The organism is Verrucomicrobium sp. 3C (assembly GCF_000379365.1).
In the GTDB taxonomy this organism is placed as follows: Bacteria; Verrucomicrobiota; Verrucomicrobiia; order Methylacidiphilales; family Methylacidiphilaceae; genus Methylacidimicrobium.
In genome coordinates this window covers 80,570-92,506 of sequence record NZ_KB901876.1, presented here as the reverse complement: position 1 = coordinate 92,506, position 11,937 = coordinate 80,570, and the positions used below count along the sequence as shown (strand labels likewise).

At 62.2% G+C, this 11,937-nt stretch carries 14 protein-coding genes and 1 riboswitch; of the genes, 11 read left to right on the top strand and 3 right to left on the bottom strand.

The features are described 5' to 3' along the window. The 7 genes from A37A_RS17250 to A37A_RS0111215 form a co-directional block, all read left to right on the top strand. Window positions 1–391: integrase core domain-containing protein (locus tag A37A_RS17250; protein WP_018291599.1), on the top strand; the 391-nt coding region annotated here is incomplete at its 5' end. A gap of 248 nt (window positions 392–639) precedes the next feature. Continuing rightward, a complete protein-coding gene (locus A37A_RS0111245) occupies window positions 640–1,032 on the top strand; it encodes a DUF302 domain-containing protein (RefSeq protein WP_018291598.1) in 393 nt (130 codons plus the stop codon). A 125-nt stretch (window positions 1,033–1,157) separates the two neighbouring features. Next, a riboswitch (Fluoride riboswitch) is annotated at window positions 1,158–1,228 on the top strand. Window positions 1,229–1,342: 114 nt separating this feature from the next. Then, window positions 1,343–2,908: an MFS transporter gene (locus A37A_RS0111240; RefSeq protein WP_018291597.1), complete on the top strand. Its 1,566-nt coding sequence runs from the start codon at window positions 1,343–1,345 to the stop codon at window positions 2,906–2,908. Further along, window positions 2,905–4,293, top strand: coding sequence for an efflux RND transporter periplasmic adaptor subunit (locus A37A_RS0111235; RefSeq protein ID WP_018291596.1), 1,389 nt, complete (start codon window positions 2,905–2,907; stop codon window positions 4,291–4,293). The genes A37A_RS0111240 and A37A_RS0111235 overlap by 4 nt, the downstream gene beginning before the upstream one ends. Window positions 4,294–4,389: 96 nt before the next feature. Next, a complete protein-coding gene (locus A37A_RS0111230) occupies window positions 4,390–4,806 on the top strand; it encodes a universal stress protein (protein WP_018291595.1) in 417 nt (138 codons plus the stop codon). Further along, the gene (locus A37A_RS17245; RefSeq protein WP_081616295.1) at window positions 4,728–6,371 is read left to right on the top strand and encodes an efflux transporter outer membrane subunit; all 1,644 of its coding nucleotides are present in this window, start codon (window positions 4,728–4,730) and stop codon (window positions 6,369–6,371) included. Before A37A_RS0111230 ends, A37A_RS17245 begins: the two co-directional genes overlap by 79 nt. A gap of 392 nt (window positions 6,372–6,763) precedes the next feature. After that, window positions 6,764–7,276 carry a cupin domain-containing protein gene (locus A37A_RS0111215; RefSeq protein ID WP_231363905.1) on the top strand — a complete coding sequence of 171 codons (513 nt, stop codon included), beginning with the start codon at window positions 6,764–6,766 and terminating at the stop codon, window positions 7,274–7,276. A 15-nt stretch (window positions 7,277–7,291) separates the two neighbouring features. Here the strand turns inward: A37A_RS0111215 and A37A_RS0111210 are convergent, their stop codons facing one another. Together A37A_RS0111210 and A37A_RS0111205 are read right to left on the bottom strand one after the other, a co-directional pair. Continuing rightward, the gene (locus A37A_RS0111210; RefSeq protein ID WP_018291591.1) at window positions 7,292–8,203 is read right to left on the bottom strand and encodes a carbohydrate kinase family protein; all 912 of its coding nucleotides are present in this window, start codon (window positions 8,201–8,203) and stop codon (window positions 7,292–7,294) included. Between the two features lie 211 nt (window positions 8,204–8,414). After that, entirely contained in the window at window positions 8,415–8,795 is a 381-nt protein-coding gene (locus A37A_RS0111205) for an SRPBCC domain-containing protein (protein ID WP_231363903.1), read from the bottom strand. Window positions 8,796–9,025: 230 nt separating this feature from the next. Here A37A_RS0111205 and A37A_RS20720 point away from each other — a divergent pair, with 230 nt between their 5' ends. Both A37A_RS20720 and A37A_RS17240 read left to right on the top strand, forming a co-directional pair. After that, on the top strand, window positions 9,026–9,217 hold the full coding sequence (locus tag A37A_RS20720) for a hypothetical protein (RefSeq protein ID WP_196799602.1): 192 nt from the start codon (window positions 9,026–9,028) through the stop codon (window positions 9,215–9,217). A gap of 188 nt (window positions 9,218–9,405) precedes the next feature. Further along, on the top strand, window positions 9,406–9,696 hold the full coding sequence (locus A37A_RS17240; protein ID WP_155996650.1) for an AbrB/MazE/SpoVT family DNA-binding domain-containing protein: 291 nt from the start codon (window positions 9,406–9,408) through the stop codon (window positions 9,694–9,696). Window positions 9,697–9,831: 135 nt separating this feature from the next. Here A37A_RS17240 and A37A_RS0111190 read toward each other — a convergent pair whose 3' ends face one another. Continuing rightward, window positions 9,832–10,113, bottom strand: coding sequence for an AbrB/MazE/SpoVT family DNA-binding domain-containing protein (locus A37A_RS0111190; protein WP_018291586.1), 282 nt, complete (start codon window positions 10,111–10,113; stop codon window positions 9,832–9,834). 187 nt (window positions 10,114–10,300) lie between these two features. Between A37A_RS0111190 and A37A_RS0111185 the strand changes: the two genes are divergently transcribed. Both A37A_RS0111185 and A37A_RS0111180 read left to right on the top strand, forming a co-directional pair. Further along, window positions 10,301–10,879 (top strand): TMEM175 family protein, encoded by a 579-nt coding sequence (locus tag A37A_RS0111185; protein WP_018291585.1) that lies wholly within the window; start codon window positions 10,301–10,303, stop codon window positions 10,877–10,879. A 10-nt stretch (window positions 10,880–10,889) separates the two neighbouring features. Then, the gene (locus tag A37A_RS0111180) at window positions 10,890–11,690 is read left to right on the top strand and encodes a class I SAM-dependent methyltransferase (RefSeq protein ID WP_018291584.1); all 801 of its coding nucleotides are present in this window, start codon (window positions 10,890–10,892) and stop codon (window positions 11,688–11,690) included. Window positions 11,691–11,937 lie beyond the last annotated feature (247 nt).

Sequence of the window (11,937 nt, the reverse complement as noted above, 5' to 3'; positions counted from 1 at the left end):
CCTGGAGGCGGCATTGGCCCGAGCGGGCTGCTCGGCGCAGATCGTCAACAGCGATCAGGGGAGTCAGTTCACCAGTTCCGAGTGGACCAGTGCCGTGCAAGCGACGGGGATGGCGGTCAGTCATGATGGGCGTGGACGAGCCTTGGACAATGTAAAGGTCGAGCGGCTCTGGCGGACGGTGAAGTATGAGGATATTTACCTCCGGGACTACGGCAACCTGCCCGAGGCCCGGGCGGGCCTGGACGACTACTTCCGGTTCTACAACAGGGAGCGGCTGCATCAGGGGCTTGATTACCGGACGCCCTTAGAGGTATTGGAAGAAACCCCAAGAACGAACCGGGAGGGGACTGGCAACGGCTCGTTGCTTCCAGCCCCTCTCGATTCAAAATAGGGAAGGAAGAGACGCTCAAAAATTAGTCTAAAAACCGCTTCCATTGGTCGGACGTACTGGGAGCACCTCACGTTTTGCAATTTCCGACGCCACGAAACGCATCAGACTGGCGACGCCGCAGCCTCAACGATTCTCCTTGCGCTCTTTCCCAAAAGCGAAGAGGATACTGTCATGACAAGTAAGTTGGGTCGCTGGTCGCTTGCCTTCGGGAGAAGGATGCGGCGCGAGCCGAAAACCGGAGCGATGGGATGAAGACCTCATATGGATTTGGGAAGGAAGTGGCGACCTCGTTCCAGGAAACCGTCCCCAAGGTGGTAGAGGCTCTGCGCAAGGAGGGATTCGGCATCCTTAGCGAAATCGACGTGGCCGCGACCCTCAGGAACAAGTTGGGCAAGGAGATGCCCCCGTATCGCATCTTGGGAGCTTGCAACCCTTCCTTGGCCCATCAAGTCTTGGAGCTGGATCCGTCGGTCGGACTGCTGATGCCGTGCAACGCGGTCGTCCGGCAGGACGCTTCGGGGAAGGTCCACGTCGAACTTCTCGATCCGTCGGTGATGCCCGCCATGATCCAGCGGCCGGAGATCGAGCCTTTGGCCGCAGAGGCGAGGCAGCGGCTCCAGCGGGTTTTAGCCTCGCTCTAACGAGCGCCTCTTCGCCATTCCGCATCCGAGCCTCTTTCTCTCTCCCCTCCTCCCAGCATCTGCCCTTCAAAGAAAACGCGAAAAGGATGGCCAAATGGCCTTCGTTCTGCTAACAGCCCCGCAATGCTGGTTTGGGCGATGGGGCTCGCCCGAGAAAAGACCGCTCACCGATTGAGCTGATAGCTCCTACCACGGGTCTCGCAACGCGGACCGTCATTGGGAGGGAAGGAGCATTGGGTAGACGAGGGGCTCGGGGAGCGGAGGGTCCAATCGGACCGGCCGGGATCGGCTGGGGAAGGGGGTGCGTCGGATGAGCTTGGCGCCATCCGCCGGGTCGAGTCGGCCGCTCTCGAGCCACTTGGCGCTGGTGGGCGCTAGCCTCTTTGCCCTTCTCAACACCGGGGCCTTCACCGGGATCATTCCCTATTGCGTAGCCGAACTCGGCCAGCACCAGAGCCATGGGAGCTGGATGAACGGGGAGTTCTTCGCAGCCCAGGCGCTGGGAATGTTGCTCGCAAATCCGCTGGCGCAGCGGATCGGAGTTCTTCGTCTTTTTTGCTGGGCGGGCTGGACGACGGCGTCGGGTGCGCTGCTCTGCGCCCTGGCTCCGGGATTCGTCTTCTTTCTTCTCGCTCGAATCGTGCTGGGAGCGGGCGGCGGAGTCCTGATCCTGCTCGCTCCGGCCTTGCTTCTCGATACCTACCGGCCGCGCTTCCGGGAGTTCGCCCCGGTACTTTGGGCGGTGATCGCGATCCTCCCCTTTACGATCGGGCCGCTCCTCGGCGGCTGGATCGAGGAAAGTTGGGGCAGGGAAGCGGCGAGCTGGCGGCTTTGGTTCCTCATCGACGGGGTCGTGGAAGGGCTCTGCGCCGAGTGGGTCCGCCGGCTGTTGAGGGCAAGCGAGCCCGCGCGACCGGACGCCCGCTTGGACTGGACCGGCTTCGGGTTGCTCGCGACCGGCCTCTTCTCCTTGCAGACCGCCCTGGACATGGGGGATGACTACGACTGGTACAACTCTTTGCTCTTCGACGTTCTTGCCGGGGTCGCCGTCGTCTCGTTTCTCGCGTTCGCCTGGTGGGAACTCCGCATCCCGAATCCGTTGGTCCGGCTCACGCTTTTCCTGCGGCCCGCGTTCGCCGCCGGGATGGTCTGCCTTTGCGGAGGCTTTCTTCTCTTTTATGGCCTCTGGAGCCTGCTCCTGGTCCGCCTCCAGTCGGTCTGGGGATATAGCCCGTGGCTGGGAGCGATAGTCTGGTTTTCGCTGACAGCGGGCGCGCTGCCCTTGGCGCTTCTGAGCGCGCGCATCGCCAGTTGGCATCGAAGTCGGTTCCTGCTGATCGGCTCTCTCCTCCTCTTTGCCGGCTTTGCGTTTTGGACGAGCTTCTACGAGATTCACCACCGACGCAACCTCTGGCTTGAGTTCATCGGTCCGCAGCTGATCGAGGGGATCGGCCTGGGCCTCTTTCTTCCGGTGGTCACCAATTTTCTCTCGACTGGACTCTCCGCTCGGAACCGAGGCCTCGCGGTCGAGCTGGCCGGGAGCTTGCGCGTGGCGGCACAGGGATGGGCCAGCCTCCTGCTCGGGACGATCCTCTATCATCAAGCCGCTTTCCATAAGAGGCGCTTGGTCGAGTGGCTCACCCCTTCCCATCCTCTCCTCGGCCAACTGCGCGAGGGGCTCTCTTCCGAGGGAATCGGTTGGGAGGTGGGCTTCCGTCTCTTGGATCGGGAAGCCCTTGCGCAAACCCAGGTGCTTGCCTTCGAGGATCTCTTCCGCATCGCCGCGTGGGGTTTTGTCCTTCTCGCGGGTCTGGCCCTTCTCTGCCCGGCTCCCTGGGGAGCGCGGAAAGACCTTTCCGAATCCGGAGGGAGATGAGGGAAGAAGAAAGGGAGGAGTGGTTTTCTGAGCCTACCGGCGGCGAAGGGAGCCCGGTTTGGGATCTCCTCGGGGGAGCCGCCCGAGCGAGGGAACCGATTCACCCCCGCTCCCGCTTTCGCCGCTTGACCGCCCGGCTTTGGAGCAGGATGACGCGGCGGTTCCGGAGCGGGCCGCGGACCCCGGAGGAGGACGAGGGGATCCCCAGGAGGAAGCTGCGCCGGGCGATCGTTTTCGTTCTCGTCCTTCTTGTTTTTCTTTTCTGGCTTGTCTTTATCCGGGGCTGGGTCGTGACCAACGACGCCTACGTGACCGGAAATGTGGCTCCGGTCAAATCCCAGGTCGCCGGCACGGTGGTCGAGGTCTGTGTCGAGAACACCGAGCGGGTCGAGAAGGGACAGGTCCTGGTCCGACTGGATGGACTCAAATCCTGGGTCGCGCTTCAAAAAGCGGAGGCGGACCTGGCGGCGACGGTTCGCCGGGTCGAGGGTCTCTTCAGCCAAGTCGCGCGACTCCGCCACCGGATCGGCGAGGAGAAGGCGGCCTTGGGGCGCTATCGGTATGACTTGGGGCTCTACCGGGGCGGGACGATGAGCGGGGTGATCTCCGAGCAGCAGTCGATCGATGCCCAGTGGAAGGTTCAGGAGTCGGAGCAGGCCATCGCTGCTCTCGAGGCGGAGTTGCGAGGAAGCGAGGCGCTGGTCCAGGGGACGACGGTGGCAACCAACCCGATGGTCCAGGAGGTCGCGCAACGAGTCCGGGACGCCTGGCTCGACTGGTACCGGCGGAGGATCCCTGCCCCGGTGAGCGGCTATGTCGCTCGCCGCAGCGTGCAGCCCGGGGATCAGATCACGCCCGAAAAGTTGCTCATGAGCGTGGTCCCGCTCGATTACGTTTGGGTCGTTGCCAATTTCCGGGAACGGGAGCTGGGGAAAATGCGCCCGGGTCAGCCGGTGGTGCTCAAGGCGGATATGTACGGGTGGGGAACCCGGTACCATGGGGTGGTCGAAGGATTGGAGCCTGGCTCCGGCAGCGTCTTCTCGCTTCTCCCTCCGGACAACGCCACCGGCAATTATGTTCACATCGTGGAGCGGGTGCCGGTCCGGATCCGGCTCGATCCGAAGGAGCTTGCGCGCCGCCCGCTGGTGCTCGGCCTCACGATGGTGACAAGGGTTCGCGTCGCAGAGCGGGGGAACTCGATCCGCGATCCGATCACCCGGATCCCGTCGAAGGCGCGCGAAGCCGATTACCAATCCTTCCTCTATCGCCGGGAACTGGACACGATCGAGGGGCGGATTCGAAGAATCATCGAGCAAAACTCCAACCGGAACGGGGATGCTCCTTCTGCGACGGGAGCCCGTCCGCAACCAGGGAGAACCCCGTGAGGGCCCGGGAAGAGGCAGGAAAGAGGCCGGCCTTGCCCGGGAGATCGGCCAATGTAATATCCCTTCGGCGCCAGGGGATCCAAAGGGGTATCGAAGATGGGCTTCCGGAAAATTCTGGTTGGTTTCGACGGTTCGAAGGGGGCTTTGGCGGCCTTTCAGCTCGCGATCGAGATTGCCGCCCGCTTCGGGGCCGAGGTGCGAGCCCTGGCGGTTCTCCCTCCTCCGGGAAGCGATTGGGACCCGTCGGCGGCCGAGGAGCGCCGGCTCTTGCAGGCGCCGCTGGAGGCTTGTGCGGGGATCGCGCAGGAACGGAACGTCCCCTTCTCCGAACGGATCGAGGAGGGGGATCCGGCAGAGGAGCTTCTGCGGGCCGCCCGCACTGGTTCCTACGACCTGATCGTCGTCGGACGGCGGAAGCTCTCGCAACCGGTCTATTGGATCCTCGGGTCGGTCTCGGAGCGGGTGATTCGTCATTCCCGCTGCGCGGTACTCGTGGTCGAACCGCCAGGCTAGCCGCTCGGGCGACGTTTCTTTTCCGCTGGCTATTCGCCCTTTCCCTGCTTGGACTGCTCGCCGGGTGCCTGACCCCGAAGTTCGAACGGCCCGACATTCCCACGACCCCACAATACAAGTGGGCTCCGCCTGCTCGTCCGGTTCACGGGCCGCCGAGGCCTCAATGGAAGATTGCCGAGCCCAGGGAGCATCTCATCGGCAAGGGGGACTGGTGGAAGATGTACGGGGATCCGGAGCTGGACCGGCTCGAGGCGACTTCCCTGACGGCCAACCCCACGCTCGGGGAGGCTTTCGCCCGGATACTCCAGGCGCGGGCGGAGGTGTTGGGGGTGAAAGCGATGTTCTACCCGACGCTCGATTTCACGCCCTGGTTGAAGTCGGTTTCCAACGCGGCCCAGGGCCAGTGGCCGGTTCCTCCCTTCCCGCGCCAACTCGATCCCTGGGCGGTGGTCGGCGATACGAACTATGAGTTTGCTCTCTGGCAGCAGATTCCCAAGCTGCGCGTCGCCAAGGAGCAAGCAAAGGCGGTGCAGGCGGCATACGAAGAGATCCGGCTCTCGCTCACCTCGGAAGTGGCACAGAACTACTATTTGCTGCGCCAGATCGACCTGGAGATCTCGATTCTGGACCAGATCATCGGGCAGTTCGAGAAGGACCTCCGCTTGACGCAGGAGCGAACCAAGCTGGGTCTTGGGCAACAGTTGGACGTGGTCCGGGCCCGCAGCCAGCTCGAGCAGGTGCGGGGGGAGCGGGACGGGCTCCGGTGGAGCCGAACGAAGGCCGAGAATAGCCTCGCGGCCCTCACCGGCAAATCGGCCTCCGGTTTCTCCCTCCCGTTCCGTCCTTTGTCGGGCGAGCCTCCCGCAATCATCCAAGGGGTCCCTTCCGAGCTGCTCGAGCGCAGACCGGATATTGCCCAGGCCGAACGGCTCATGGCGGCAGCCAATGCGCAGGTAGGAGTCGCCCGGGCCGCCTTCTACCCATCCCTCTATCTTTCGGGGTTTGGGGGATTCCAGAGCCTTTTTTTTAACACCCTCATGACTTTGCATAATGCCTATTGGGCCGCCGGTCCGCTGATCGACGTGCCCATCTTTGAAGGAGGCATGCTCATCGCCAGCTTGAACGCGGCCAAGGCCGGCTACTGGGTGACCGTACAGGAGTATCGAAAGGTGGTGCTCGACGCCTTCCGGGAAGTGGAGGACTATCTCTCCGGCATTCGGATCCTTTCCGACCAGCAACAGCGCTTCGGAGCGGCGGTTGTCGCCTCGGAGCGCCAGGTGGATATGACGCTGGATCGGTTCCGAAGGGGGCTGGGGAACTACTTTGAGATTGTCCAGGCAAACAAAGAGCTGCTCACCAGCCGCCGGGACGACGCTCAGACCTTGGGCAAGCGCTTCGTGCTGACCGCTCTTCTCGTGAAGGGACTCGGAGGTGGATGGGAGGACTCCTCTTTCCGTCCTCTTCCGCCGAAAGCGATGCCGCTCGGGCAAAACTCCTCGAGCCAGGGCGAGGCCGTAAGCACGGCTGCGCTCGATCGAGGCGCCCTCGCCCCGCCGCAGAAGTAGGCGAGGAGTGCGCTTGCGCCCGAGTGCGGCGGGAGGATCTCGCTCTCTGCACGAAATGCGATTGATCTTGATGAGTTTATCGGCTAGGTTTTTTACAATGAAGAAAATTGCTCTCTGCGCATTATTGCTCGCTATCGGCATCTCTTATTCTCTGCCTGCTTGGGCGACGCCAGCTTGCTCGGGTCACAAGTGCTCGGATCTCTCGGGCAAAGGAAAGTGTGGCAAGAAGAAGGGCTCCTGCGAAAAAGGGGGTTCGAGCGAGAAGGGAAGCAGCGACCACTCTTCCTAGTTTTCCATACGGAGGATCCGTCTTTCGGCTCCTTCTGCCCACTAGCGTCTGAGAAAAGGGTGTGCCCGGAACGGCTCAGTCCGGCGATTCATTGCCGCTGGGAGTGAACGCGATTTCCGGCACTTGCGGGGACGGTGTTACTGTGAAGGTGAACCTCGCGGAAATTCCTTGGGAGGAGCGCCGATCGCCCAAAGGGCGCTATCATCTCTTTCAAAAGGCGATCAGCCTCGCTCTGGGAGGTAGGAAGGATATCGGTACCTGGGCCGGAGGCCATCCCTTCGACGTTGCCCTGGTTCGGATTCCGGCTGACGCGGTCGATTTGCCGCTCCATGCTCATGCGGCCCAGTGGGAGCTTTACGGGGTCGAGGAAGGCGGGGGACGGATTCGGATCGGTGAGCGGCGGATCGATGTCGGGCCGGGGGACTGGTTCCTAGCGAAACCACAGGAGGCTCATCAGATTGAAAATCCGGGTCCGGGCGATCTGCTGTTGCTCGTGATCGCCAACAACCCGGAAGCGGACGTGGTATCCTACGCTCGGTCGGGCAAGTTCTTCCTCAAGCCCGAGCGAAGGATCGTTACCGAGAGCCCGCTCTCCTACTACGACGGGGAGGAGTAGCCAGAAGAGATCCCTTTACGCGCGCGGGTCCGCTCGTCCGAGAATACCAGCAACCTCCTCGGCCGAGGGCAACCCTTGCCTCGCTCCCAGCTGGGTGCAGGTGAGTGCTCCTGCGGCAGAAGCAAAGGGAAGCAGATCCTCCCAGGCCATTCGGCGCGCGACTCCCAGAGCGAAGGCTCCGTGAAACGCGTCGCCGGCCCCTGTCGAATCGACGCTGCGGACGCAATAGGCGGGGAGCCTGCCCCGCTTTCCCCTCGAGGACCAGATGAGCCCACGTTCTCCGAGCGTGACCACGACGCAGGGGTGGGACGTAGAGAGCCGGCTCAGGGCTTCCTCCGGGTCGGGCGAGCCCGTCGCTTGTGCGGCAAAGCGTTCCGAAGCGACCAGATAGTCGACAACCTCGGCGAGCTTTGCGGTCCCTTCGTGGAGCGAGCCGGCGTCCAGGACGGTCGGGACTCCGCGGCGCCGGGCATCTTCGGCTATCGGAGGGGAGACCTTCGGCTCGTGGCCGTCGAAGAGGGCGGCCCGCGCCGCAGGCCAGGGCCGATCGGCGAGGCTCGCTTTCAGTTTCGGGGTTGCCGAGCTCTGGTTAACCACGGTGCGAGCGCCATCCGGCTTCACCAGGCTGACGGCGAGAGGGGTAGGGGCGTCGCCGCGCACCAGGAGGGATGTATCGACGCCCTCGTGCTGCATCTCTTGGGCGTGGCGCTCGCCGAAGGCGTCGCTTCCCAAGTAGCCGAAAAAGGCAGAGGAGCCTCCTAGCCGGAGGACGGCAACGGCGGCATTCGCGGCGGGACCACCTCCTGCCAGGACGAGTTCTTCGGAGAAGATCTTCTCGTCCGGACCCGGGTGGTGGGGAACAAAAAATGCGAGATCGTAGCACGCATGGCCCACGCAGAGAACGTCCACCACCATCTTAACCGCCATTTCTGACAAGCTTTCTCCTACGGCTTGCACAATGGGCTTGTCTGCTTCGTTGCCCTTGATTTTCCATCCTTGCAGTACGTCCTCATACAGCTCCGGGGAAAACCGGCGCCGCGCCTCGCATCCAAGCCCATTTGCGGCGCCTCGGCTACGAAATTTGTGAGAAATGGCAGCTAGACTCTTTAACGCAAATGGGGGAGGTCGATGGTAGGGATTATCTCCAGATCGCCGTTTCCGCCCGTTCCTTGAGTGCCTCGTTCATGGCTTCCATTCCCGGACGGGAGCTTTGCCTCTGGAAACGCCAGATACAGGGGGCGAGCAGTCCTCGAAGAGTCTGCCGGTAGTGGAGGATGGTGATCTCTGGTGGCTGGGCTTCCAGAAAGATGCGATGCTCCAAGTCGACCAGCCCCGGGAAGAGCCAGCGGCAGATCCAGCGGAATTCCTGGTTGGGCACGACCCGGAGAACCTCGGCCTGCAACGGGATGGGTTTGGACGATGGAGGGCAGAGCCGGACCGAGAGTCTCGTTCCGGAGATGGGTTCGCCGCAGACCGAGCGGAGAAAGGGATTCCAGTGAGGATAAGAGGGAAAATCCATCAGCTCCCTCCAGAGCGCCTCCGGGGGCGCTTCGATTGCGAGCCGCGTTCTAATCATTTTGCACGGCAACATGGCTCGGCTAAAATCCACTCTCCTTTTGGTACTCGCGTGATATGCGAGCCGTTCGTCGGAGAGCCGCAGCTTCCCTGGGTGGCCGTTACCAGCCCGATACGGCCAACAGGAGTTGGCTTTCGCCCCTGTGGGGGCACGGACTCGTTAAAGCAAGAAGCGTGCCAAAAAGGATTCCCATAGTCCAGCAGGGACCGCGTCCTTGCCGCCGACGGCTCTATAAGGAGACCGGCAAGCTGGGCGCAGGCGGGGTCATGTTGACGCAGATAGGCGATGCCTTCGGAAAGGGAGACAAGTCGGCTTGGGAAGGGATCGCCGTCCGCTCCGTCTGGGAGTGTCGAGAGCCTCGGTGAGGGAGATCCTGAAGGGGCTGACCGCAATGCCGGGAGGGACCGAGCACCGCTACCCCTCTCGAAATCGGCAAGGCCCGGCAACCTTTCCGTAGCGGGATCTGGTCCGGAGGCTACTGGATGCGCGCAAGGAAGGAAAGGGGCCTTGACTCGACCCTTTCGATCGGCTTCTTTCTCGAAGAAAGTAAGTCGTGCGTCTGCAAAGTCAGGTTAAATCGCTTATGCCCGTCGCCCCTGCCCCAGGCGGAAATTCTCACTCCGCGAGTATCCCGTCGGTTCCTCCTTCGTCCAAGGAAGAGCCCGCTCCCGAGAAGACCAAACGAACGGAGAAGGAAGCCAGCCCAAGCTTTTGGACGACCCACCTTTCCACGAAAGGACAGGTGGTGATCCCGGAGCGCATTCGGAAGGACTTCGGCTTCCAGCCCGGAGACCAGTTTGTGGTTGTCGCCCTGAACGACTTGGTCTTTCTGAAACGGGTGTAGCCTGCCTGATTCACATGCGTTCTCTCGCGGCTTGCGAAACGGGCCCGTCTGCTTCGTTGGGCCTTGGTTTTCCCTCCTAGCAGGATATCGTCCGTGCTCCTCGCGACCCCGCTGCCTCGCGCGAGAAGGTCAGCCTCAGGCGGAAGCCGCGGGCTGGCCAATCGACGCCGTAAGCAGCTTGGCCAACTCCTGGAGATGGGACCATTCGCGGCCCGAGGGTGGATGGAGCAGACGAAGGCAGATCGTATCCTTGTCGGCCAGGACGAGGAATTGATCGCCACGCTTTAACCCGATCCGTTGGCAAACAGCCTCGGGAATCACCACTTGACCTTTGATGCTCAAGCGCGTGGTACCCGTGGTTCGCTTCGCGGCCGACTCCAGCCTCCGCGCTGGCTTGCCCTCCGAGATAGACGCCATTCATAGCAATTACTATGCCGGTTTGGCTTAGTCAACGTTTTGTCACAAACTTGTAACAAAAGGAGAAGAATCGAAATGTGGCGAAGCGAAAGGGCTCTTCGGCGGCTGGTCGTGCCGCTCGGCGAAGAGCCGCCAAGACATTGACGGAACCTGTTCGGGCGCGTAGCCTTCGGGCGATCAGTTCGTCATGGAAAAGGGCCGCCTCGAAGCCTTCAGCGACGGAGTATTTGCGATCCTCATCACGATCACCGTGCTGGAGCTGAAAGCCCCGCATGGGGTGAGCCTGTCGGATCTCGCTTCCGTTCTGCCGCTCTTCCTGAACTACGTGCTGAGCTTCCTTTATCTGGGAATTTACTGGAACAACCACCACCATCTGCTCAAGGCCTGCCGCCGGATCCATGGAGGGATCATGTGGGCGAACCTCCACCTTCTCTTTTGGCTCTCCCTCTTTCCCTTCGTGACCGACTGGGCGGGCGAAAACCATTCCGCCCCGCTTCCCACGGCGATCTACGGCGCCGTCCTCTTCCTTGCATCGGTCGCCTATTTCGTCCTGCAGTACTTGATCGTCACCGAGCAGGGTTGCGACTCGAAGCTGGCGGCGGCGATCGGACGGGACTGGAAAGGGAAGCTTTCCTCCCTCCTCTATGCGTCGGCGATCCTGGCTGCCTTCTTGCAGCCGTGGATCGCGCAAGCCGTCTATGCGCTGGTCGCCCTGTTCTGGCTCGTTCCCGACCGTCGGCTCGCTCAGGCGCTGAAAGGGGTATAATCTTCTAGGAATGACGACCCAATTCGACTTGGATACGCGGGAACTGGCCGAAAGCTACGATCGCTTGAGCGATGCTCAATTTCGCTTTGGGAAGCTCCTGGTCGATCACTTGGAGATTCAGCCGGGGCAACGGGTTCTGGATGTCGGTTGCGGCACGGGGCGCCTGGCGGAGTACGTGGCGCACATGGTGGGTCCTTCCGGGGAGGTCCTCGGGATCGATCCACTCCCCTTTCGGATCGAGATCGCTCGGAAAAGAGCCCAGCCCGGTCTCTCCTTCGAGAGCGGGGGGAGCGACGATCTCGGCCGCTTTGCCGATCGGTCCTGGGATGTCGTTTGTCTCAACAGCGTCTTTCACTGGATCGAACGGAAGGCGGAAGCCCTGCGCGAGATCCGCCGGATTCTCCAGACGGGCGGAAGGCTCGGGATCGGGACCGGAGACAAAGACCAGCCGAACCCGTTTCATGCGATTATAAAAGAGGCGATCGCTTCGGTAATGGGTCAGATGCCGGAAGAGGCTCAGCTCTCTCCCTTTCTGCTTTCCGCGGAGGAGGTGCGCGAACTGGTTCTCGCGGCGGGGTTTTCGGTGCTCCGTGTGGAGTCGACGCTCAATACCGACTTTGTGGATCGAGTGGACGATCTGCTCGATTTCTTTCAAGCGAGCAGCTTCGGAAACTTTCTGGCTCTGGTTCCCGAGGAGTGCCAACCGGCGGTCACGGTGAGAATTCGCGAGGAGTTGGAAAAGCTCCGGACGCCATGCGGCATCGAGAGAAGATTTCAGCGGCTACTGGTCATTGGCGAGCGAAAGGAGTAAGCACCGTTCCTTGGCCGTCATTTCTCGTGCGCCGTGAAAAGGGTGCATCGCCCAGTGGGGAGGGAGTGATCTCCACCCGGCAGCTATTGCTCCAGCCGGAAGCACTCGGAGCGGCTACTGGTGGTAACGCCAGCGGTCGAAGCCTCTGGGGGAAAAGGCCCGGGAAGCGGGTCAGCGAGCAAGCAGGCCCTAAGGAAAGTGAACGATGAACAAAGCCTCGAAACGGGCAATGCGGACGCCGAGCTCG

Coding starts and splice junctions, on each gene's coding strand:
- A37A_RS0111235 (WP_018291596.1), top strand. CDS start 2,905: ATGAGGGAAGAAGAAAGGGAGGAGTGGTTTTCTGAGCCTACCGGCGGC.
- A37A_RS0111180 (WP_018291584.1), top strand. CDS start 10,890: ATGACGACCCAATTCGACTTGGATACGCGGGAACTGGCCGAAAGCTAC.
- A37A_RS0111245 (WP_018291598.1), top strand. CDS start 640: ATGAAGACCTCATATGGATTTGGGAAGGAAGTGGCGACCTCGTTCCAG.
- A37A_RS0111230 (WP_018291595.1), top strand. CDS start 4,390: ATGGGCTTCCGGAAAATTCTGGTTGGTTTCGACGGTTCGAAGGGGGCT.
- A37A_RS0111190 (WP_018291586.1), bottom strand. CDS start 10,113: ATGGCGTCTATCTCGGAGGGCAAGCCAGCGCGGAGGCTGGAGTCGGCC.
- A37A_RS0111240 (WP_018291597.1), top strand. CDS start 1,343: ATGAGCTTGGCGCCATCCGCCGGGTCGAGTCGGCCGCTCTCGAGCCAC.
- A37A_RS0111185 (WP_018291585.1), top strand. CDS start 10,301: ATGGAAAAGGGCCGCCTCGAAGCCTTCAGCGACGGAGTATTTGCGATC.
- A37A_RS0111210 (WP_018291591.1), bottom strand. CDS start 8,203: ATGGCGGTTAAGATGGTGGTGGACGTTCTCTGCGTGGGCCATGCGTGC.
- A37A_RS0111205 (WP_231363903.1), bottom strand. CDS start 8,795: ATGGATTTTCCCTCTTATCCTCACTGGAATCCCTTTCTCCGCTCGGTC.